We start from the raw sequence: 22,412 nt of genomic DNA on the forward strand, positions 1-22,412 counted from the left end.
GTCGGCCGGACTTCGATGCCAGCTGTCGCAATGTCTAGCGGGTGCTGCCAGCGACAGTGCCCGGATCTGCCGCTGGTCGCGCTTTGGCTGGTCGAAGCTTGGACGGTAGTGGTTTAGGGTGGCCGGATGCTTGACCTGAGCAGGTTGGATCTGGAGGAGATCGCTACCGCGCTCGAGGACCAGACGTACTACGACCATCGATGGCTGATCGACCCGCGAACCGGTGAGATCGTGTTCTGGACGACGGACGGGGGCGTCGACGGGCGTACGCCGGTTGACCTTGACGACCTTGACCTGGTGGGTATCGATCCGCTGCCGTCCTCCGTGTGGTACCGGGACATGGTCGACTTCGCTGAAGGAATCAGTGACGCGGCGGTCGGCCGCAGACTCGCGCGAGCGATCCAGGGCCGGGGTGCCTTCCGCCGGTTCAAGAACACGTTGCATGAGGAGTATCCGCACCTGCTGCCGGCGTGGCACGCCTTCCGCGACGCGCGCTCACGGCGGCGGGCGGTGGAATGGCTGGTCGACAACTCGCTGATCGACGACGAAACGGGCGAGCGTTGCATGGTTGAGCACCCGGATCCCGACCTTCCCTGAGCTGGCGCCTGCGCCGCAACGTCCCCGACGACGAAGGCACGCACCTACCGCTGGTGCTTGCCGTCGTTCGCCCGCTGCCTACACATGGGCGTTACTGCGAGTAGTCGGCGTGTAGTTCGGCGTACGGCCGACGTTGGTCAGGGTGGCGGCGGATTCTGCCCATGCTGATCTCGGCGCAGCAGTGCGTACCCGGCGTGCGGGCACGATGAGCCGGACACTCCTCGGCCAGGGCGCGGACCTGGTCGGCTTCCAACTCGAATGCCTCGCGGCTGCCGGTCAGCACCAACGTGTCAGCGGCGATGTCCCACCGGAGATGATCACGGAACTCCTGATGCCAGACTCGTTGATGGTCGGCGACCGACCGCACCGGCCATGCATCGTCGGGTAGGACGACGGTGTGCGGCCGGCCGGTCCCCAACCGGGACCGGACCTGCTTCCACCGTGACGGCGGGAACGCCAGACGGCGATGCAGCAGCACCAGGTCGAGCGGGCGTCCCCAGACATGGTGGGTGGGCAGTTCCGCGCGGCGCAGCGGGAGGCAGACGATCGTGTGCGGCGACCGGGCAGCCAAGCCCCACGCCAGGGCGAACATGGCTGCCGTTTCCTTGTCGAGGCAGAACTGGGCGCCGAGACGGCCCTCGTAGAGGCCGGCGAACCTCGGTGCCTTCGCCGGGCGCACGACTCGATAGCGGCGGCCGCCGAGGTGGACGGTACTGACCATCACCGGCCATTCGCATCCGCCCAACCGTCGACCCACTCCCGCAACACCCTTCGACACGTGCCGTCTCGCCGTTCGGCGAGCATTGTTGCCCGACCTGGCACAACACGGCGACCGAGTTACCTGACGGCATTTTCCACCCGAGTCCGGATCGAGTGCGCTCCAATGCCGCGTGTGGCGCGGTTTGCACTTCGTGACGGAGATCAGTTGCCCGGATTGGCGTCCTTCCGGTGGGCGGGGGTGATGAGCAGGGCTCAGCAGATCGATGGCGGCCAGCGATGCCTGCGCCACTCGTCCCATGTCGTGAACCCGGTCGGTGGGTTGTCAACGGGTTCACTGCCGTCGAGTTCACCTGGCGTGGGGATATCGAAGCGGTCAGCCCACTGCGCGAGTTCCCGATCGGACATGGGCCACGTGGTGTGTGGCGCTGCCGCTTGCCGCTGGTCGCGTCGTCTCCGCTGCTCCGTGGGGGTGAGTTCGAAGTAGCGCATCTCCACCGCCGCACCGAGGTCTGCTGCTGCCTGGCGGAGCGCGGAGCGCTCGTTGCGGTCCCAGAGGCCGAAGTCGATCACAACGTTGTTGCCGAGTTCGAGGACGCGCAGCCCGATCTGGAGGAGCCGTCCCTCGATCACGTCCCCGGCCGAAGGCGGATTCTCGTGCCCGTAGAGGGCCTTCACCCACTCGTCCTTCGTCAGGCGAAGCGCTTTCTGCTCGACCTCAATGCGCCGAGCGGCCGTGGTCTTCCCGGTGCAGGGGAGCCCCACGGTCAGGAACAGTGTCGGTTGCCCCACCATCACCTCCGTACGGACGCCCCATCATTGCTGACACCCGCTCATGCCGCGGCGCGGGCGCGCGGATCCGGATCTGCCGCGGACCGTGCGTCACGTTGAGTGAGGGAGTGGCGGCGCTCGATGCGCGGTCCTGCCGCTGGGCGTACGTCGTATCGTGTTGGTCATGGTCGAGGCCGTTGCACACACCGAGCGCTTTTGATCGACCTCGACGCACCCGATGCCGTCACCGTCTACCTGTACGCCAGCCGCGGCTGAACCCTTCAGGCGTACCCTCCGCCGCAAGCAGCGGACGCCGGACGTCGGCTGCGGATCGGACTTCAGTATTCGTAAGAGCGCGGTTCCCCAGCGACGCTCTAATCCTGGCCTCAGCTTGATCGGGGACGATGAGCAGCAAGGCATCGACTGGAAGGGGGCGGGTCGGCGTGCGGATCATGATCGCGGATGACGACGCGGCCATTCGTGAGTCGCTGGAGCGGGTGCTCCAGGTCGAGGGTTACGACACCAGCACCGTCGCCAACGGCCTCGCCGTGCTCGACGAGGTCGGTGGGGCCGGCGGTGACACCTTGGATCTGCTGATCCTCGACGTGATGATGCCCCGCCTCGGCGGGTTGGAGACCTGCCGGCGGTTGCGGGCCGCGGGTCGGGATCTGCCGGTGCTGATGCTGACCGCCCGTGACCAGGTCTCCGACCGGGTCGCGGGGCTGGACGCGGGTGCCGACGACTACCTGCCCAAGCCGTTCGCCACCGAGGAGTTGCTGGCCCGGGTACGGGCCCTGCTGCGCCGGCGCACGCCGGGCGACGGCGAGTCGCAGGTTCTGTCGTTCGCCGATGTCCGGCTCGATCCCGACAGGTTCGAGGCGCTGCGGGGCGGACGGCCGCTGCGCCTGACCCGGACCGAGTTCCTCCTCCTGGAGGTCCTCGTGCGTAACGCGACCCGGGTGTTGACCCGCGAAGCGCTGTTCGAGGCGATCTGGGGCTTCGACATGAGCGCCACCGCCAACAACCTCCAGGTGTATGTGAGCTACCTGCGCCGCAAGATGGAGGCCGAAGGTGAGCCACGTTTGATCTACACGCTGCGCGGCCTGGGATACACGTTGCGGGAGACTCCTCCGTGAGCAGGCCCGCGGGCCGGGAACCGCGTCGGCTGACCCGATGGTGGCGTCGACGGTCCCTGCGGACCAGGTTGACGGTGATCGCGGCGACGGCCATCGCCGTCAGCGTGTTCCTGGCCTTCCAGGTGTCCAGTGAGCTGCTGGACTGGCAGCTGCGGGACAGCGCCGAGAATCAGCTGCGCGCCGACTCCCGCGTCCTGGCGGCGACCGCGGAGCGCGCCGGTCTGGGGCAGGTCCCGCTACCGCCGTATCCCGGATCCGGTCCGCTGGTGCGGGTCATCCTGCCCGACGGCTCGACCCGGACGCCGGTCGGCCAACCCGCGCTGCCCCCGGTCAGCGAGCACGCCGGGCGCGTGGCGCAGGGCGGCTTGGCCGACCTGATGGAGTCGAACGACAGCGACGAGGACGGCTACGTCATCTACACGCTCCGGGCGGGCGACGGCGCGGTCCAGGTGGCCCGCGTCGTCGACGACAGCCCGATCAACCAGTTCGGGTTCGGGATGCTGCTGATCGGGCTGCTCTGCGTGGTCGGCGGCGCCCTCGTCGGGCGGACCGTGGCGCGGACCGGGCTGGCACCGATCGACCGGCTGGCCGCCGCTGCGGAACGTGTCGCGCACACCCGGGATCTCGACGCCCACATCCCGGATGAGGGCGGTGGGGAGATCCGGCGGCTGATCCAGTCGATCAACGACATGCTCGCCGCGCTCCGCGACTCCCGGCAGGCCCAGCGGCTGCTCGCCGAGGATGCCGCCCACGAGCTCAAGACCCCGCTCACCAGCCTGCGCCTCAACGTCGAGCTGCTTATCCGGCTCGATCGGCGCGGCACCCTGGACAGCGCACTGCCGGCGGACAGCCGAACCCGGCTGCTCAACGATCTCGGCGGCCAGGTGGCCGAGTTGAGCACCCTTGCCGCCGAGCTGACCGACCTGGCCCGCGGTGACGTCAGCGACGAAAACACCGAGCTGCTCGACCTCGCCGACCTGGTGGTGGCCGCCGCGACCCGGGCGCGTTCCCGCGTACCCGACATCGAGATCGCGCTCGACCTCATCTCCGTGTGGGTGAGCGGCCGTCCCGCCGCGCTCCAGCGGGCGGTGCTCAACCTCATCGACAACGCTGGCAAGTGGTCCCCTGCGGACCAGCCGGTCCAGATCCGGCTCCGTGCCGAGGGCACGTCGGCGGTGCTCGAGGTCGACGACGCCGGACCGGGCATCGACGCCGCCGACGTACCTCGGGTGTTCGACCGTTTCTACCGTGCCGACAGCGCCCGGGCGTTGCCAGGATCCGGTCTCGGGCTGTCGATCGTGCAGCGGGTCGTCGACGCCCATGGCGGCCGAGCCACCGTCGCACGCTCCGCACGCGGTGGCGCGCTGCTCCGGGTTGATCTTCCGGCCGCGACCCCGCCCGCCCCGATCGCGCGCCGTACCGCGGGGGAGGACAGCGCGGTGCGCTGACCCGTCCCCCCGCCCGGCGGACGCGGCGTAGGACAAGGGACGGCGGCCCTCGGGCATGGCTCCGGGGGATGGCCGGTCAGATCCGCCTGCCGAGCACCCACGAGCACCGCTGGGAACGGCGTCAGCATGGCCAGACGCACCCGACCTCATCCGACCAAGGGTGTCTCTGGGCCTGGATGAAACGCGGGCGTCACCACCATCGCGTCCACGGCGTCGACCACCTCGCCGACCTGGTCCGACAGCTGCTAGTTGGGTCGGTGTGTCGTGGGGTGGTCCGGGTGGGGGCGGGCAGCTGAGCCCGCCCGCACGTAGGCGTACGACTCGGGTACGACGTACCCGGTGCCCGACGACGTCATCCGGCCGCGATCGCCGCTCGGCGGCGGCGCAACACGTAGCGGACCAGCTCGCCGAGCGCGGTGATGGACAGGGCGAGACCGAGGCCGACCGCCAGGCCCAGCATCCGGTCGGATTCGAAGGCGGCGCCGCCGAGGTAGCCGATCAGGCCGGAATAGCCGGCCCAGGTGACGGCCGCGATGGCGGCGAACGGGGCGAAGCGGGCAAGCGGGTAGCCGGTGGCACCGCTGGCGGTCACGATCGCGGTACGGCCGCCGGGGACGAACCGGCCCGCGATGATCAGGGCGCCGCCCCGGCGGTGCAGGTGCGGGGCGATCCTGTCGGCGGCGCGGATCAGGCGGCCGCCCGGACGGCGCCTGCGCAACAAGCGCCCGATGAGGAAACCGATGTGATCACCGACGAAGGCGCCCAGCGCGGCGAACACGATGATCAGCGGAAGCGACGGGATGCCCGACACGGCGAAGACCGCCGCCGCGATGACGACCGACTCCGACGGCAGGAACGGCAGGAACGCGTCGAGGATCGCCAGATAGATGAACGGAGAGGTCATCGCGTTCTCGATCGTAGCCATCAGGTCCATCGGGACCGCTCCTCCCCTTCGAGCACCCAGGCGCAGAGCCCGACTACGGCGAGCACGAGCGCCAGCAGAACCCGTTCGGCCAGGCCCGCGAACGGGAGATGGCCTTGGCCGAGCAGCACCGCCGGCCCGTTCGCCGCCGCGAACGCGACGCACGCGGCGAACGCGGACCACCCGGCCGCGCGCAGCCAGCGAACCCGCGCCGGGTCTGCCCCGCGCCCGGCACGCCGGGCGATGTGCAGGGCGAAGAGCGGTGGCAGCGCTGCCATCAGCGCCGCCCCGAAGCGGTGCACCGCGGCGGCGACGTCCGGTTCTGTCCCCGGGAGGTTCGTGGGGAATGCCACCACCGCGACCAGGGACACGCACCACACCGACAGCAGCACGGTGAGGGGCCAGGACGGTGGCAGCGCGCGCCGGGCGCCGACCAGGAGCCATGCGCCGGCTGCCGCGAGCCCGCACGCCGCCAGGGCCAGCAGGACGGCGCCCGGCACCGTCCGGATCGATTCGCTGACCATCTGGTCCACCGGGTCGACGTCGCCGACCAGCAGCAGGCCCGCCCCGGCCGCCGTGCCCAGGCCCAGGCTCAGCTGGACGTTGCGATACCAGCGGGAGGAGCCCGCTCGGATGATCGTCGCTGTCATGCGGCGACCTCGGCGGGCGCGGGCGACTCACGGGCCGGACGCATCCGGTAGAGCTGCTCGAACGCGGACACCGTGTGGGTCTGGTCGTGCTCCTCGGCCACGGCACGAGCCCGGTGCCCCAGCTCTTCTGCGTGCTTCGGGTCGCCGAGCACGGTGAGCAGTCGCTCGGAGAGCACGACCACATCGCCGGGCGGGAACAGATAGCCGGTCTCCTTGTCCCGGACGAGGTGGGGCAGGGCTGCGGCATCGGCGCCGATCACGGGCCTTCCGCTGGCCATCGCTTCGAGCGTGACCAGGCTCTGCAGCTCGGCGGTGCCCGCGTTGACGAAGACCGCCGACGCCGCGTATGCGGAGGGAAGGTCCTCATCAGAGATGAAGCCGGTGAACGTGACATGCTCGGCGACGCCTAGTTCCCCGGCGAGCGACCGCAGCGTCCGGTCCTCGGACCCGGTGCCGACCAGAAGCAACTGGACGTCGAGGGAGCGCCGCACCACCGCGAACGCCCGCATCACGACGTCGAGGTTCTTCTCGGCGTCAAGCCGGCCCACGTACGTGATGGTGGGCTTGTGCGCGAGGCTGTAGGCCGATCGGAACTCGGCCGCGGGCGCCTGCTCGCGAAAGCGGGTGAGGTCGATGCCGCACGAGATGGGCAGGACCGGTCCGGACACACCGGAGACGACGGCGAGCGTGGCGGCGTACGGGGTCGGGGCTGTGACGATGTCTGCCTTGGCGAACACCCGGGCGGCGTCGCGCCATGCCCAGTTGTGCGCCCTCGTCCGGCCAGCGTTGCCGATGGGCAGGTAGTGGATCAGGTTCTCGGGCATGAAGTGGTTGGTGGCGATGACGAACAGGCCGCGCTCGTGCGCCGCGTCGACCAGCGCCCGGCACAGCGGGAAGTGGCTCTGCACGTGCACCACGTCGGGCTGGACCTCGTCGAGGATCCGGCGGGCTGCCGCGCGCAGCCCCAGCGGCGGGCAGAACCGAAAACGTGGGTGGCCCGGCACCGGCAAGGAACGCACGCGGTGCTCGACGACGCCGTCGCTGGACATGCCGGCATGGTTGCGGGTGTCCGTCGACGGCGCGACCACGTGCACCTCGTGCCGGGCGGTCAGTGCCACGGCCAGGCGCTGGGCGAAGTAGGACGCCCCGTTGACGTGCGGGGCGTAGGTGTCGGCACCGATGAGGATGCGCATGGGACGAACTACCTTTCGTCGGTGGTATCGCTTGATGACGAGGCGGAAGACAGAGACCGGCACGGCGACGGCTGCGGTGAGCAGGAAGATGCCGCCGGGCAGTGCGAGCAGGCCGGACAGTTGGCTGCCGAGCAGTGCACCGAGACCGATCAGCACCAGGCCGCGTACGGCGGCGGCGGCACCCACCCAGGCGGCGAATCTTGGGTACGGGAGCCCGGCGAGCCCGGCCGACACGAACGCCGGGAGGGCGAAGACGTCGACGAGCTTGGCGGTGATCACCAGCCGAGGCAGTGACATCCCGGTCAGCCGGTCGAGCAGCGCCGTCGCCTTGAACCTGCTCAGCAGTGACGCCACCCAGGGCCGCCGGGCCGACCGGCCGATGAGGTAGAGCAGGCTGTCGCCCACCACCTCGGCCAGCGCGACGATCAGCCAGATCGGCCAGAACGCCGCAGCGCCGGCGCCGACCAGGGTGCCCGCGGTGATCGTCGCGGCCGGCCCCTCGATGAGCACGAAGGGACCGAGCACCAGGTAGGGGTGCTCAAGCACGGCCTGTGTCAGATCCATGTCGTGACGCTTCGGCCGAAGGCTGTGCACCGGTCGTTCCTGCGCGAGGCCGAGCGATGCAGCTCCGTGGTAGGGGCTCCGATCACCGACCGCGGCACCCATCGGCCTGCCAACCGACCGGCCCGCGCTTGCCCGGGCGGCGCTGCGTTGACTGCCATCACTAGCCCCCTACGTGCGGGTTACGTCGCTTGTCTGAGACCTACTGATACCGAGCGAATCTGAGGCGAGCGTTAATGCGGCGCTCAGCCCGGGTGGCCGAACCGGGTGCTCACGTACGCAACTCGACCGGCACCGCCCGCGCGTTCGGCCGTAGCGCCCACCACAGCAGGCCGACCCAGAGCGCGGTCAGGATCGCGGCGCCGAGCAGGTCGGTCGGGTGGTGCATGCCGCGGTACAGCCGGGACAGCGCGACACCGGCCGGCATGACCACCGCGAGCACCACGGCGAACCAGCGCCACCGGCTGCTCACCCGGCCCATGATCAGGACCGCGATCGCCACCGAGATGCACATCGTCGCGGCGATGTGCCCCGAGGGGAACGACGACGTGGGCATCGGGCCGTCGAGCTGCGGCACCGGCGGGCGGTCCCGCTGGACGCTGGCCACGGTGCACAGGAACAGGGTGAGCTCGCCGACCATGGTGAGCACCACGAACACCACCGGTCGCCACTGCCGCCACACGACCAACGCGATCAGGCAGAACACCAGCGATATGGCCAGGATGGCGCGGGTGTCGCCGACCTTGCTCCACACCCAGCTCACGTCGTCCAGGGTGGGCGTGCGCGACGTCCGCAGCCACCGGACCACGCCGTCGTCGACACGTCCGAGCCAGGTGCCCTCGGTGTGGTTCTTCACCAGGTAGCCGACGACGTACAGGATGCCGAACGTGAACACCCAGCCGGTCAGGATCTCGGTGGCCTTGACCCACCGGTACGGAACAGGTCGGCCGGAGTCCGGCACCGGTTCGATCGCCTCGACGGCCTCCGGCTCCAGGCCGTCGTCGAGCGGCGCCACCGGGTGACCCGTCTCGCGCCGCCACAGCCGGAACGCGTACGCCGTGACGCTCAGCCACAGCGCGCCGAGCAGCCAGCCGGCCAGTACGTCGGTCAGATAGTGCACGCCGAGCGCGATCCGGGTCACCCCGATCGCGACCACGAGCAGCGCGACGGCCGCCGTGAACAGCTTCCGGTAGCGCACCGCGGGCAGGAACACGAGCAGCAGCGCGCCGTAGACCACCATCGACCCGAGCGCGTGCCCGCTCGGGAAGCTGTTGCCGAGCCCGATCGCCACCGGTGCCTCGACCACCGGGCGCAACCGGCCGACCAGCGACTTCACCGACGGGTCGAGCAGCAGCGCGCCGGCGGTGGTGGCCAGCAGGTAGACGGCGAGGCGGACCCGCCGGCGCACCAGCAGCAGCGCGGCGACGCCGACGAGCCAGAGCATGACCGGCCGCCCGCCCAGCCGGGTTATCCCGTTGAGCGCGTCCACCAGGTACGACCGGGGCGACACGACCTCGTTGAGCTCCCGGGCAACAGCTTGGTCAACGCTCGTCACCGGCTCCAGGTGCAGCCGGACAAGGAGCACCAGCAGCCCGAACCCGAGCCCGATCGCGACGACCAGCAGCGGCGCCCACCGGTCGGCCAGCCGACCGGGCGGCGCTTTCCCGCACGGCGCCGCGTCGGTCGCCATCAATCGCCTCCAGGTACGAGCTGCATCGCTTATCCGATGCGAATTCGTACCGAGCGAATCTGAGGCGACGATTAATAGACATCCGGGCGGTGAGGTGAAGTGGCACCGTGGTACCGCCTCACTGCGGAGGATTGCAACCGCAGTACGACGAAACAGGGCGGAATCGGGCCTAGCTTGGAGGCTATGACGAAGCTTGACAGTCCACTGAGGAGGGTTGGTGCGGCCACCATGGCGCTGGCGACGGCGCTCGCTGCCGTCGCCTGCGGGTCGGACGCCGACAACAGTGCGGCGCCTGTTGAGGCCGGCTCGCACAGCGCGCACGCGGGCGGGTCGTCAGCTCCCTCGCAGCCGCTGCGCGCTGGCGAGCGGTTCGTCGGCCTGAAGATGGCCGAGGCCTACACGCCTGCGCCGCCGGAGGGGGGCGGCTCGGACGAGTACCGGTGCCAGGTGCTCGATCCGGGCCTGACCGCCACGGCGTTCCTGACCGGGACCCAGTTCATGCCGGAGAACGTCGCCATCGCGCACCACGCCATCGTGTACGCGGTGCCGCCGGGCGGCGCGGCCGCGGTGCGCGAGCACGACGCGAAGACCCCCGGCCTCGGGTGGCAGTGTTTCGGCGGGACCGGCGTGGCCGGCGCTGAGGTAGAAGAAGGGGACGCGGCGTGGGTGGACACCTGGGCACCGGGCGCCACGGAGACGCTGCTCAGCCAGGACGCCGGCTACAAGCTGGAGCCGGGCAGCCTGCTCGTGCTCCAGATCCACTACAACCTGCTCGCGACCGGCGGCAAGCCGGCCGGGTCGGACCGCTCGGCGGTGCGGCTGCGGCTGACGGACGGTACGCCACGGACCCGGGAACTCGATACGTGGTCGCTCGACGCGCCGATCGACCTGCCCTGCGCCGCCGACGAATCGGGTCCGCTGTGTGACCGGGCGGCCTCGATCGTGGACGTGACGAAGCGTTTCGGGGCGGAGGTTGGTGAGATGGCGGACCGTCAGGTGGAGGAGTGCAACCAGGGCGGCGTGCCGAAGCCCGGTGACATCCAGACCTGCGATCACAAGGTGGAGGCGCCGATGACGTTGTTCGCCGGGTTCGGCCACATGCACATGCTCGGGCGGGCCTTGAAGGTCGAACTCAACCCGGGCACGTCGAAGGCCAGGGTGGTGTTGGATGTGCCGCAGTTCGACTTCGACAACCAGCGGCTGATGAGGCTGCCGTCGCCGGTGGAGATCGGTCCGGGGGACACGCTGCGGGTGACCTGTACGCACGACGCGGGGCTGCGGAAACTAGTGCCGCAGCTGAAGAAGCTGCCACCGCGCTACGTGGTGTGGGGCGACGGTACCAGCGACGAGATGTGCATCGGCATCATGGTGGTCTCCCCACGCAAGCCCTGACGAAGCGTCGAACGTGTGTGAGTTCACGGAGGTCACAAGCCGAACAGCTCCGAGCTCACACACGTCCGCACTGAACTCATACGCGTACGGCGTCGTGGCGGTGGGACGGGCGGTGACGTGAGCGGCTGCAGGCTGATCCGGCGGCGGAGCTGTCGATCACGCGGAGCGGATCGGCCCGGAGCAGCGCGGCTGGGAACTACGGTCGCGCTTCCGACGGACGCGCGAGATGAAGCGTCAAACCGGGCGGGCGAGTCTCAGGTCGTAGGCGAGGGTGACGGCCTGGATCCGGTCTCGCGCGCCGATCTTGGCTAGGACCCGCCCGACGTGGGTCTTCACGGTCGACTCCGACAGCGTGAACCGTTGCGCGATCTCGCCGTTGGTGAGGCCGTGGCCGATGGCGACGAAGACCTCGCGCTCGCGTTCGGTGAGGGAGTCCAGCCGGGGATCCTGCCGCTGCACGGGCCCGCGGAGTTCATCGTCGATTCGGTCGGCGAACGCGTCGAGCAGCCGCCGAGTCAGCGCCGGCGCGATCACCGCGTCCCCGGCGGCGACGGCCCGGATGCCGGCGAGCAGCTCATCCGGGCGGGTGTCCTTGAGCAGGAAACCGCTCGCCCCGGCCCGCAGCGCGGCGAGCGCGTTCCGGTCCACGTCGAGCGTCAGCAGCAGGATCCGCGAACGTCCGCCGGCGGCGACGATGCGCCGGGTGGCCTCGATCCCGTCGCCGTCCGGCATACGGATGTTCATCAGGACCACGTCGGGATGCAGCTCGATGGTCCATCGAACGGCCTCGGCACAGTTCTCGACCTCGCCGACGATCTCGATGTCGGGGGTGTTCTCCAGCAGCATGCGAAACCCGAAGCGTTGCAGCGGCCGGGTCTCCACCACGAGCACAGTGATCATGAATGGCCGCCTTTCCGGGTCGCGTGCACGAAGCAGCCGCCGTCCGGTGCGGGCCGGCGCTGACCGTGCCGCCGGAGGGCGCGGCGCGCTCGGTCATGCCGGCGGGGCCGAGAGCCGCGTCGCCCGGCGATGCCTACTTTCATAGAGGGCGAACCTGAGACGACTGTTAGAACCAGTGACGTACGGGGCACGTGCCGCCGACGTCGTACTCCCACATGTCAGGGCGGACCGGGGTGATCTCTCCCTCCGCCACCAACTTGTGCGTGGCGCTGGGCAACTGGTCCGGCCACCCGGCCTGAGCGCCGCATTAACGGTCGCCTCAGGTTCGCTCGGTACCACTAGGCCTCAGACAGCGACGTAACCCGCAGTAGGGGGCTGGTGATGGCAGTCAACCCAGCGCCGCCCGGGCAAGCGCCAGCCGGTCGGTTGGCAGGCCGGTGGGTGCCGTCCCTGACCAACCACTCATCGGAGGTCTCGTGTCGTCACGTCCAGGTTCCACGGTCGTCGATAGGCAGCCCGGCAGCCCGCTGCCAGCCAACGCTGATGACGCTGCGGCCATGCTCGTCGGCGCCGTCAAGCGATACGGCTCCGACCGGTCGGCCGTCGTCGCGCTCGACGATGTCACCATCGCGTTCCCGGCGGGGAAGTTCACGGCCGTGATGGGCCCGTCGGGTTCGGGAAAGTCGACGATGATGCACTGTGCCGCCGGGCTGGATCAACTGACGTCGGGCCGCGCATTCGTCGGCAACACCGATCTGTCGACGCTCAACGATCGCGAGTTGACCAGGCTGCGCCGAGAACGGATCGGGTTCGTGTTCCAGGCATTCAATCTCGTGGCGACGCTCACGGCCGAGGAGAACATCTGCCTGCCGATGACGTTGTCGGGGCGCCGGCCGAGTGTCGCAGTGCTCGATCAGGTCGTGTCGCTGCTGCGCCTGGATGATCGGATGCATCATCGGCCGGCGGAGCTCTCGGGTGGCCAGCAACAGCGAGTTGCCGTCGCCCGGGCGCTGGTCGCCCAGCCGCAGGTGGTCTTCGCCGACGAGCCCACCGGCAACCTCGACACCCGGTCCGGACAGGAGATCCTCGGATTCCTGCGATCAGCAGTCGATCTGCATCACCAGTCGATCGTGATGGTCACGCACGATCCCAACGCCGCTGCCTGGGCGGACCACGTCGTGTTCGTCGTAGACGGCCGAGTGCACGACGTGATCGATCACCCGTCGGCCGATTCGGTGATCGACGTCATGAAGGGCCTGGGGCGATGAGCCAGATGATGCGGAGTGCGACTCGAAGCGTGCTCGCGAGTCGGGGTAGGTTCGTGCTGACGGGCACGGCGATCATGCTGTCGGTGGCGTTCCTCGTCGCGACGCTGGTGCTGTCCGACTCGATGCGCGGCCGAGCAGCCGGTGACATCGCCAAAGCGTTGGCCGGGACGGATGCCGTGGTGCAGGGCGTCGTCCTCGGCGAGCCCGGCGGAGGGCCGGGAGATCCGGAAAGGTCGGTTCGGCGCTCGCTGGATCCCGACATCACCGAACGCGTCGCTACGGTCGATGGCGTCGACGGCGCCGCCTCGCAATGGATCGGCTTCGCGAAGCTGGTCGTCGACGGATCGTCAGTCGGAACGGGCACGGCGAGCGACGTCGGTCGCAACTGGGTTGCCGACTCGGCGCTCAATCCGTTCCGGCTCACGAGCGGGCGACCACCGATCGAGGTCGGAGATATTGTGATCGACCGGTCGCTCGCCGATGACGCGCGCTTGGCTCCGGGTGACGTCGTACAGGTCCTGACCACGACGGGGATGCACGACGCGACCATCACCGGTGTCGCGACGTTCGCGTCGGCGGACGCGGCACCGCTGCAGCGAACGGTGTTGTTGCCCGACGGAGCGGTGTCCGCCTGGCTCGACACCGCAGCGCCGACGGAGGTGCTCGTCGACATCGCGGAGGGCGCTGACCGCGCCGAGGTGCTCGACCGATTGTCAGCGCTGACTGATGCCGAGGTCATCGACAGGTCCGACCACGTCCGGACGATGCAGGACGCCGCGACGTCACCGCTGCAGTTCCTGACCGTGTTCCTCCTGGCATTCGCCGTGGTCGCGGTGTTGATCGGTGTGACGATCATCTTCAACACGTTCGCGCTCACCGTCGCCCGCCGCCGGCGGGAATCGGGGCTGCTACGTGCGATCGGTGCGGAACGACGCCAAGTGCTCGGCGGAGTGGTGATCGAGGCGGCCCTCGTCGGGACGATCGCCACGCTTGCCGGCCTCGTGTGCGGGGTCGCGGGAGTGGGCGCGCTGCGCTGGCTCGTCGGACTCGCCGGGGTCACGTTGCTCACCGGGCCGTCGATCGTGAGCACGACCTCGATCGCGGTCGCCGCGACCGTCGGAATCGGCGCAACGATCCTCTCGGCCTGGATCCCGGCTCGCCGCGCGGCGGCGACACCGCCGATCGAGGCGCTACGCGAGAGCGCGGCGGAACCCCGGATCGTGAGCCCGGCGCGAACTGCGAGCGGGCTCGTGCTCGCCGCGGCGGCGATCGCTGGAGGAACTGTGGCTGTGGTGCGCTCGAGCGCGACGTGGGTCATGCTCATCGCTGCAATCGTCCCGGCGCTCGTGCTCTGCGGCCCGGCGATCGTGACCGCCGCAGCGCGTGGGAGCGCTCAGTTGGCCCGCCGCGCCGCCGGTGTGTGTGGCTCGATCGCAGCGGGCAACCTGGCTGCCAGCCCCCGTCGATCGGCGTCAACGGCGCTCGCGCTCATGCTCGGCACCGCGATGGTGACGATGTTCGCCATCTTCGCGAGCTCACTGACGAGCGCAGTCGGGACGGACGTTCGTAAAGGACTGCAGGCCGATCTGGTGGTCACGTCGGCGACCGCCGACTTCCCGACGATCGATCCCACCCTGGCCGGCCGGATCGCAGCGCTGCCCGACGTCGACGCAGTCGCTGCGCTGTCGGTCGCCGAAGGGATCGTGGCAGGTAAGGCCGAGGCGATCGGCGGCATCGACCCGACGGGACTGCCCACCATGTTCGACCTCGACCCGATCGCCGGCGACCTCGCCGAGCTGAGCGAGGGGGGCGTGGCCGTGGTCGGCGACGACCCGACGCTGCTGGGCGGCACCCTCGCGATCGAGTTCGAACGCTCGACACTTGAGGCGCCGATCGTTGCCGTGGTGGCGAGGAGCACCGGCGGTTTCGAAGCCCCTTTGTACTTCGTCGACCGTGCGACGCTCGACGACTCGGTCGGTCGTTTGCTCGACGCTCTGTTGTTCGTCGACCTCGCCGACGGAGTGGTCGCGGACGCCGAGGAAGCCGTGCGGGCCCTGGTCCGAGCCACGCCCGGATCGTTCCTCGAGACCCGGGCAGAACACGTCGCCAACAGCGGGAGCGAAATCGTCGCGTTTCGGAACTTCATCGACGGAATGCTCCTCCTCGCTAGCTTCATCGCGCTCCTCGGAGTCGCCAACACCACGGCGCTCGCGATCAACGAACGCTCTGGAGAGCTCGGGCTGCTGCGAGCGGTCGGCGCGACTCGCCGCGAGCTGCGTCGAATCGTGCGGCTCGAGGTGGCACTCCTGTCGTTCGTGGCAGCATCGATCGGTATCGCCGTCGCAGTCGGTTTCGGCTGGGCGCTGATCGACGTCACCGGTGGCACGGAGATCCCATCCGTCGTCGTACCGTGGTCCCGCCTCGCAGTGACGCTCGCCGTTGCGGTCGCAGCCGGAGTCGTCGCCGCGGCGTGGCCCGCGTTCCGGGTCTCCCGGGTACCCGTGCTTGAGCTGGCGGGCCGGGACCGCTGATGCGCAGATCCTGTTCAAGCAGAGAGTGGCAGCACCGGTGTCACCGATCTGCTGGTGATCGTGTCACAGCCGACGTCGCAGCAGAACGGCTCGGCCGACGACTACACCTCATCACCGACGCGCCCTGCTGGTCGCGGTGATTCGCGGCTGGGCGTACGTGCTCGATGTGCTCGCTACCGGGACGCCAGTGGCATGCTGAGCCCGTGAGCGTGCGTGACTGGCTCGTCGGCGCGGCCATCGCGGTCGTGCTGCTGCTTGTCTCCTGGGCATTGCTGATCCTGCTGGTCCGTCGCCTGCCACCGGGCATCATGCGCGACCTGGCCGCCTTCGTCCCCGACTGCGTCACCACCGTCCGTCGACTGCGCGCCGACCCGCGAGTGCCCCGCCGAGCAAAGATCGCCGTGCTGATCGCCGCGATCTGGGTAGCCAGCCCCGTCGACCTGATTCCCGAGTTCCTGCCCGTCATCGGCCCCCTCGACGACATCGTCGTTGTCGCGCTCGCTCTGCGTTACGCCGCACGCCGAGTACCTCGAGACGTCATCCTCGCGGCCTGGCCCGGTCAACCGCGGCTGATCGAACGGCTGCTCGGCACGCCGCCACCCTGACAGACCGGACCACCCAGGCAGACTGACCTTGTGATCGTGCACAACCTGTGTTGATCCGCGCCGCCGGTACGCCGCCCTGCGCCCTGGCGCGCCATCTCGCGGTCGCCGGTCTCGACGGCGGGACGCTGCTGCCCGTGCCCATTCAGCAGCCGACAGTTCCCGGCAGCTCGCGTCTCGCGGGTCGTTGATGGTGTATCTCGCTGCCCCGGCCAGGCGGCCATGGCCAGTTCCGCAGTGTCGCTGAGCTCGGCCGTCGTGGCGCCATCGCGGGCGCGCTGGGACATGCCGTGCATGACGGCCCAGATGGACTCGCCGGCCGGGGAGCGGCCGTACGTCTCGATGACCTCGTTGAACAGGGACCGCTTGTCGCCGAACGCCGCGTAGAGGCTGCCGGGGTCGGATGCCCACCGCCCGGGTCAGGTCGTTGATCGAGGTCCCCTCGTATCCGTTCTCCCAGAACAGGCGGGTGGCGGCTGCCAGTGCCGCCGCCCGGTTGAAGGTCGGCGGCCGGCCTCAACTCGCGGCGCAGCAGACGGCGCGCGTCGCCCTCAGTCGGCTGGGCGAGGCGGACGACGTGGTCAGCATCATCGCCTTCCTCGCCTCCGAGTTCGTGGGTGGCGTTGATGGTGCGTGTTGGCCCACGCCTGTGCAGTTGTCTGCCTCACACCACGTCAGAAGGATCAGGCACGCGGTGTCTTGAGGCTGAACCCCTGGAAACGAACGGAGGGCCTGCCCTCTTGGTCACGCATCGGCGATCCCCATCCATCGGTGCTGGACGCTTCCAGGACATCTGAGCCATCTGCACCCAGCAAGGAGAAACCGGATGAACCTGGCTCTTTGGATTGCTGCCGGACTGCTGGCAGCGGTCGCCCTAGCCGGCGGCATCAGCAAGACATTCGTGCCCAAGGAGAAACTGGCTGCGCACAGTGGCGGGGAGTGGACCGGACACGCCAGCGTCGTCTTCGTCAAGACTCTCGGGGTCCTCGAACTCCTGGCTGCGGTTGGCCTGATCCTGCCCGCCGTGCTCGACATCGCGCCGTTCATGGTGCCGGTGACCGCCGTCTGCTGGATCTTGCTCATGGTCGGCGCGATGATCACCCATGGCCGCTTTGGTCAGCCCAAGTTGGTAATGCTGAACTTGGTCTATCTTCTGCTTGCAGCCTTCATCGCGTGGGGCCGCTTCGTCCTTGAGCCTTTTACCGGCTGACGAAGACGTGCCGCTGGCCGGGGTGGTGTCCTGTGCGCGGGTAATCCGCAGCACGGGCCGCCCCGGCGGTGGCTTCGGCCGGATCGACCGGCTGCCTCTCGTGGTCGGTCGTCGGGCGCGGGAAGAAGTTCAACGGCCGCAAGCGGTTCATCGTCACCGATGCTCTGGGCCTGTTGGTCATCGTCCGGGTCCTGGCCGCCTTGTGGCAGGACCGCGACGGCGCCAAGGGCGCTCTGCTCGCCACGTACACCATCGAGCAGCGAACTGTATTCCGTCATCCGGGCGAATCGCCGCCAAAGGATAGAATGCTCGGGCACGACGAGTGGCCATAGTGGATCACTGGAGGCGATCTGGTGCGGTGGCAAACGGCGGCGATGCACGACCCGCGCCTACCGCTCCGGCTGTCCGAGCGGGCCGGCGCGCCGTCAGGCCGGCGTCATCTCCCGGGCGCGGCACCGTCGGCCGGCCAGGCGCCGGCGCGAGCCTGGTCAACGAGGGCCATGCTCGCCGGACTGGTGAGTCTGCTGCTTGCCGGTTGCACCACTGAGCCGGAGCCGACCCGACTGGACGGCACCGATCAGATCGTCGAGCCGATGGTCAGCACTGCGGCACCGCCCGGTCCTGAGTTTGACCTGGCCCGTCGGAGTCTTGCCGGCGCCCAGCTCACCCGGGACGGCAAGTATCAGGCTCGGCTGGCCGGTGACTGGGTGGTCGTCTCCACCGCCGACGGTGCCGAATTCGACCGGTTCGGCACCGGCGCCGAAGACGCCCGGATCAAGATGGACTTCTCTCCCGACGGGCGATACCTCGCGGTCGGACTACCGGACTCGGTGGTCCTCTACGACTTCACCACGAAGAACCCCACGGCGCTGCCCCTGCCGGAGGAGGTAAGGCGGCCGGACGGCGCACCCCAGCCGCGCGCCGGCAGGTTGCGCTTCTCGGCCGACAGCGGCCATCTGGTGGTCGAACTGTTCGATGAACGGAACAACAGTCGCTACTGGCTCCACGATCTGCACAGTCGTCGCGAGATCGTTTCGCCGCTTCCGTCGAGCATCGAGGTTCCGAGTGATCCGGGTTCCATCTTGTATGTGGCTGGGCTGGCCGTGGTCAACGGCGGAAAGCGGGTGGTGATCGCGGGTCAAGAAGGCTTCCTGGTCTGGGCACCGGACGAGCAGACATTCCAGTGGCGGCTCTGCGCCTGCGGCAGCACGCTGACCAGCACGGTGGACCGGCAAGCTCGGCACGTGGCATTCCTGACTCTGAACGACGAAGTGGTGCTCTGGGACCCAGGCCCTCCCCAAGAGGTTGGACACTGGAAGGTGCCGGCCGTGCCACTTGGCGCCAAACCGGCAGTGAACCCCGCCGAGATGGAGTTCACCGAAGACGGCGGCTGGCTGCTGGCCGGCCCGGAACACGGCCACGTGTGGTCGGTCCCGGACGGCAAACTGGCGGGTTCGTGGCAGGGGCCCGGGTCGTGAGCGGTGGCAAACCGAAACGGCGGCGCGGCACCAGCGGTCGGGACCGGAAGAAGGCAGTCCGGGGTGGGCGTCCGACAGCGGCCCAGGACAAACCGGGTGGCGATCAGCCGCTACCGCGGCTGCGCCGGGTGCTGGGATCGTTACATCGGGCCTGGTGGTTCGTGCTGGGCACTGCGGTAGCCGCCCTCCTCGGCGCCGTCGCGGGCATCTATGTTCCCAGGTGGGTTGACCATCTGGACCCGCAGGTCGTCGCGGTACACGTCGTGGCGAATCCGGCCACCGTGGACACCTGGGGCACTGCTGAGTTCGCCATGGTGCTGCCGAAGGACGTCCGGCCCCCCGATGATCCACCGGTGGGCTGCGCGACGCTGATCGACTGGGCGCGCGCCCTCGGCGCTGTCGATCACAAGGTGAGCCGGGTGCGCGTCGTCGTGCAGGGCGCCAGCGATCAGGGAGTGCTCATCGACAACCTGCGTGCTCGCGTGATCCGGCGCAGCCAAACTCCGGAACCGGCCGGTGTGCAACTGCGCTGCGGCGGCCAGCAGGGAGCCGTCGAACCACGGGACGTCGAGATGGACCTGGACGCTCCCCAGCCGGCCGCACGCTACCGCACCCTGATCGAGGGGCGCAGGCCACTGTTCGGGTTCACCCTCGCCAAGGGCGAGACCGAGGTGTTCGACCTGACCGCGTCCACCACCGGCACGGTGGAGTGGACTATCGAACTCGACCTGGTGGTCGCTGGGAAACGGAAGCGGGTCGAGGTGACCAACCGGGGTCGGAGCTTTGTCACGACCGCAGCGCCCGGACCCCGGACCTACCAGGTACCCCCAGGCGGCGACCACTGGATCGAGTGTGCGACGCCCCGCCGCGCATGCCCGGAGGGCGGTCCGCCGGCACACTTCAGGTACGACTCCTGACAGCTCCTCAGCCTGCAGGAACGGTTCCCTCCTATGCGAAGACGGTCGGCTGCAGCTGACCTTCGTCGATGCGGCAGTCGTGGCCGTACCCGGCGGCAGGCGTCGCCCGCGCGTCGGTAGAAACCGACGGCAGGGCGCACCCGGTCTACGGACGGCTGCAGATCCCCGGTGGACCAGAGCCGATGCCGGCGTCGCCTCGGCGGTGACGCCGGCATCGGCCGCGCTCGTTACGGAGTGACCACTCGGCCACCGAAGGTCACGACCAGCCGACCGTCGGAGGCGAAGGACCAGCCCAGAGCGCCGGTGTACGACGAACACCGGGTCCCGTTGGTGCCGGACCAGAACTGGTTCGAGCTGTCGGAGTTGCCGATGATCCGGTCGTTCGAGCCGCCGTTGCACGAGGTGTTGTTTCGGAACACCGAGGAGCCGCCGTCGAAGTTGAAGTTGCGCTCGGCGTTGCCGATGTTGGCGTTGTTTGACACCGTCATCGTGCCGAGGTTGCGGTTGTAGGTGAACCCGTGCTTGCCGTTGGCGTAGGCGATGTTGCCGCGGATGGTGTGGTTCACCGCGATGTCCTCGCCGCCGAGCTTGAATCCGTTGCGGTCGCCGTTGCCGGCCTGGCCGCCGTTGCTCAAGGTGCCGTTGTGGTAGGCGAGGGAGGACTCGATGGTCACCGCGCCGATGGCCCCGGTGTCGCTCTTGGTGTAGAGGTCGTAGCCGTCATCGATGTTGTTGTGTGCCACCGTGTAACGGAAGACGTTGCCGGGACCGACGGTCAGCTTCGGGGCGAAACCGTCGGCATCCTCGCCGTCGGAGTCGACGTTGTCGTGCGACACCGTGCTCACCACGAGGTTGTTGGAGGGCCACTGGTCGCGGGGCGCGTTTGCGATCAGCCGCGAGAGTTGCAGCCCCGAGTCCCGGTTGTGGCGGGTGATCGTACGCTCGATGATGTTGTTGTTGCCGGCCAGCAGGATGCCGTTGTCGCCGGCCCGCTCGACGATGATGCCGCGGATGTGCCAGTACGATCCGCCCACCGCCAGGCCCCGGTTGGCCGGGTCCTCGCTCTGCGCCGAGAAGTTCAGGATCGGGGTCTCACCCGCGTACGCGAAGATGTTCTTGCGTGCGCTCGACGTGCCGTTGTTGCCCTGGGCGATGGTGATGGTCTGCGAGTAGCGGTAGGTGCCGCCGCGCAGGAAGATCGTTCCGCCGGTGGGAATCCGGGTGATCGCGGAAGTGAGCGTCGTCGGGTTCGCAAGCGTGCCGGCCGCGCTGTCGGTGCCGGTCGGCGCCACGTACAGCGTGCCGCTCGACGGCGGGGGCGGGCTGGTCGGTGGGGGCGTGCTCGGTGGCGGGGTGGTCGGCCCGGTCGTCGGCGGCGGGGTCGTCGGCCCGGGCGTGGCACCTGAGGCGTACGTCTCGAACTCGGCGATCCTCGGCGTGCCGCTTGCGCCGGTGATCTCGAAGTTGATCTTTCGTAGCGAGGTGGCGGGGAAGTTGATGACCCCGGCCCCGGCGCCACTGGCCAGGGTGGCGCCGGTGTCGTTGTTGACGAGACGCCAGGAGCCGACGACACCTACCGCGCCGGCCGCCTCCCGGATGTTCACCGACGCCACGGTGGTGGCGGTGCCCCACTTGACGGAGATGCGACCGGTCGTGCCGGTCGGCGACCAGTAGCTGCCCATGTCGCCGTCGATCACGTTGCCGTAGCTGGTGCCGCTGGCCTTGCTGGAGCCGTCGGCGCCGGCCCCGAGACTGAGGTTCGTCGCGTTGGCGCTCACCGATGCGGCGGCGAATCCGTCGGCCGAGCCGGACGCTTGGGACACCGGCAGCGCCGAGGCAACGGCGGCTGCGGCGGCCACGGCGGTGCCGCCGGCGAGCAGCCTTTGTCGCACGGTAGTTCTCACTGTTCGTCTCCTCGGGGAGTGAGCACGGTGCGAGGCGTCTCCTGCGCAGCTCGACACCGCAGGATGGCTACATGTTCATGTCATCAGCCTGGCTATAGAGCTAAACATCGATGTAATGCCAGGCTAGGAAAGCGCTTGCCGGCATGGCAAGCCCAGCGATGTGCAGGTTTGTTGCAGGATTGTGGGCAGCCGCCCGTCGAGCCGAGAAGACACGGGCAGCACGGCGGCGCGAACCGCCTCCACCGCGCACGGCCCGCATGTGCAACCCGGCTGGAGCAACGGGCAGCCAAGGTACGCGCGAGACTCGCCACGATCGACACCGAACGTTCGACGCGCGCCATGGAGCCTTGAGACGCTGACGTCCTAGGACGATCTGCAGCGGATGAGGCGTCTCATGAAAGCGAGGATCAAGCCCACCCGTGACGCCTTACCGGCAGCCGGCAAGGACTGGTCGGGGCGGTCAGCGGTAGGGCGTTGCAGGGCTCGCCAGCGGGGGAGGCGATGGGCTGGCCGGTCGCCCAGCGG

18 protein-coding genes and 1 pseudogene are annotated in these 22,412 nt (G+C 69.3%); 11 read left to right on the forward strand and 8 right to left on the reverse strand.

The window, feature by feature from the left end:
* Positions 1 to 126: 126 nt before the first annotated feature.
* Positions 127 to 597 (forward strand): UPF0158 family protein, encoded by a 471-nt coding sequence (locus O7624_RS27140; protein WP_282237810.1) that lies wholly within the window; start codon positions 127 to 129, stop codon positions 595 to 597.
* Between the two features lie 91 nt (positions 598 to 688).
* Here O7624_RS27140 and O7624_RS27145 read toward each other — a convergent pair whose 3' ends face one another.
* Positions 689 to 1,318, reverse strand: a complete 630-nt coding sequence (locus O7624_RS27145; protein WP_282237811.1) for a hypothetical protein — start codon at positions 1,316 to 1,318, stop codon at positions 689 to 691.
* A gap of 251 nt (positions 1,319 to 1,569) precedes the next feature.
* The gene (locus O7624_RS27150; RefSeq protein ID WP_282237812.1) at positions 1,570 to 2,109 is read right to left on the reverse strand and encodes an ATP-binding protein; all 540 of its coding nucleotides are present in this window, start codon (positions 2,107 to 2,109) and stop codon (positions 1,570 to 1,572) included.
* Positions 2,110 to 2,528: 419 nt separating this feature from the next.
* On the opposite strand from O7624_RS27150, the gene O7624_RS27155 reads away from it, so the two are divergent.
* The gene (locus O7624_RS27155; RefSeq protein WP_348774966.1) at positions 2,529 to 3,221 is read left to right on the forward strand and encodes a response regulator transcription factor; all 693 of its coding nucleotides are present in this window, start codon (positions 2,529 to 2,531) and stop codon (positions 3,219 to 3,221) included.
* A complete protein-coding gene (locus O7624_RS27160) occupies positions 3,218 to 4,669 on the forward strand; it encodes a HAMP domain-containing sensor histidine kinase (RefSeq protein ID WP_282237814.1) in 1,452 nt (483 codons plus the stop codon). The genes O7624_RS27155 and O7624_RS27160 overlap by 4 nt, the downstream gene beginning before the upstream one ends.
* A gap of 352 nt (positions 4,670 to 5,021) precedes the next feature.
* On the opposite strand, the gene O7624_RS27165 is transcribed toward O7624_RS27160, so the two are convergent.
* From O7624_RS27165 to O7624_RS27180, 4 genes are all read right to left on the reverse strand, one after another.
* Positions 5,022 to 5,603: a VTT domain-containing protein gene (locus O7624_RS27165; protein ID WP_282237815.1), complete on the reverse strand. Its 582-nt coding sequence runs from the start codon at positions 5,601 to 5,603 to the stop codon at positions 5,022 to 5,024.
* On the reverse strand, positions 5,594 to 6,241 hold the full coding sequence (locus tag O7624_RS27170) for a DUF998 domain-containing protein (RefSeq protein ID WP_282237816.1): 648 nt from the start codon (positions 6,239 to 6,241) through the stop codon (positions 5,594 to 5,596). Before O7624_RS27170 ends, O7624_RS27165 begins: the two co-directional genes overlap by 10 nt.
* Complete coding sequence (locus tag O7624_RS27175; protein ID WP_282237817.1) at positions 6,238 to 7,998, reverse strand: glycosyltransferase; 1,761 nt, start codon at positions 7,996 to 7,998, stop codon at positions 6,238 to 6,240. Before O7624_RS27175 ends, O7624_RS27170 begins: the two co-directional genes overlap by 4 nt.
* Before the next feature lie 268 nt (positions 7,999 to 8,266).
* On the reverse strand, positions 8,267 to 9,685 hold the full coding sequence (locus O7624_RS27180; RefSeq protein WP_282237818.1) for a phosphatase PAP2 family protein: 1,419 nt from the start codon (positions 9,683 to 9,685) through the stop codon (positions 8,267 to 8,269).
* Positions 9,686 to 9,868: 183 nt separating this feature from the next.
* On the opposite strand from O7624_RS27180, the gene O7624_RS27185 reads away from it, so the two are divergent.
* Positions 9,869 to 11,077, forward strand: a complete 1,209-nt coding sequence (locus O7624_RS27185) for a monooxygenase (RefSeq protein WP_282237819.1) — start codon at positions 9,869 to 9,871, stop codon at positions 11,075 to 11,077.
* Positions 11,078 to 11,311: 234 nt separating this feature from the next.
* On the opposite strand, the gene O7624_RS27190 is transcribed toward O7624_RS27185, so the two are convergent.
* A complete protein-coding gene (locus tag O7624_RS27190; protein WP_282237820.1) occupies positions 11,312 to 11,977 on the reverse strand; it encodes a response regulator transcription factor in 666 nt (221 codons plus the stop codon).
* A gap of 557 nt (positions 11,978 to 12,534) precedes the next feature.
* Here O7624_RS27190 and O7624_RS27195 point away from each other — a divergent pair.
* The 7 genes and pseudogenes from O7624_RS27195 to O7624_RS27225 all read left to right on the forward strand — a co-directional run bounded on the left by O7624_RS27195 (position 12,535) and on the right by O7624_RS27225 (position 19,983).
* Complete coding sequence (locus O7624_RS27195; protein WP_282237821.1) at positions 12,535 to 13,245, forward strand: ABC transporter ATP-binding protein; 711 nt, start codon at positions 12,535 to 12,537, stop codon at positions 13,243 to 13,245.
* A 53-nt stretch (positions 13,246 to 13,298) separates the two neighbouring features.
* Positions 13,299 to 15,776: an FtsX-like permease family protein gene (locus tag O7624_RS27200; protein ID WP_282237822.1), complete on the forward strand. Its 2,478-nt coding sequence runs from the start codon at positions 13,299 to 13,301 to the stop codon at positions 15,774 to 15,776.
* A 209-nt stretch (positions 15,777 to 15,985) separates the two neighbouring features.
* Positions 15,986 to 16,381, forward strand: coding sequence for a DUF1232 domain-containing protein (locus tag O7624_RS27205; RefSeq protein WP_348774993.1), 396 nt, complete (start codon positions 15,986 to 15,988; stop codon positions 16,379 to 16,381).
* 823 nt (positions 16,382 to 17,204) lie between these two features.
* On the forward strand, positions 17,205 to 17,588 hold the full coding sequence (locus tag O7624_RS27210) for a DoxX family protein (protein WP_093410945.1): 384 nt from the start codon (positions 17,205 to 17,207) through the stop codon (positions 17,586 to 17,588).
* A 119-nt stretch (positions 17,589 to 17,707) separates the two neighbouring features.
* Positions 17,708 to 17,812 (forward strand): annotated as a pseudogene (locus O7624_RS27215) (IS5/IS1182 family transposase); the annotation flags it as partial.
* Positions 17,813 to 18,088: 276 nt separating this feature from the next.
* On the forward strand, positions 18,089 to 19,066 hold the full coding sequence (locus tag O7624_RS27220; RefSeq protein ID WP_282237824.1) for a hypothetical protein: 978 nt from the start codon (positions 18,089 to 18,091) through the stop codon (positions 19,064 to 19,066).
* Positions 19,063 to 19,983 carry a hypothetical protein gene (locus O7624_RS27225; protein WP_282237825.1) on the forward strand — a complete coding sequence of 307 codons (921 nt, stop codon included), beginning with the start codon at positions 19,063 to 19,065 and terminating at the stop codon, positions 19,981 to 19,983. Before O7624_RS27220 ends, O7624_RS27225 begins: the two co-directional genes overlap by 4 nt.
* 227 nt (positions 19,984 to 20,210) lie before the next feature.
* Here O7624_RS27225 and O7624_RS27230 read toward each other — a convergent pair whose 3' ends face one another.
* The gene (locus O7624_RS27230) at positions 20,211 to 21,887 is read right to left on the reverse strand and encodes a right-handed parallel beta-helix repeat-containing protein (protein WP_282237826.1); all 1,677 of its coding nucleotides are present in this window, start codon (positions 21,885 to 21,887) and stop codon (positions 20,211 to 20,213) included.
* Positions 21,888 to 22,412 lie beyond the last annotated feature (525 nt).

Source organism: Verrucosispora sp. WMMD1129 (genome assembly GCF_029581255.1).
Lineage (GTDB): Bacteria > Actinomycetota > Actinomycetes > Mycobacteriales > Micromonosporaceae > Micromonospora > Micromonospora sediminimaris.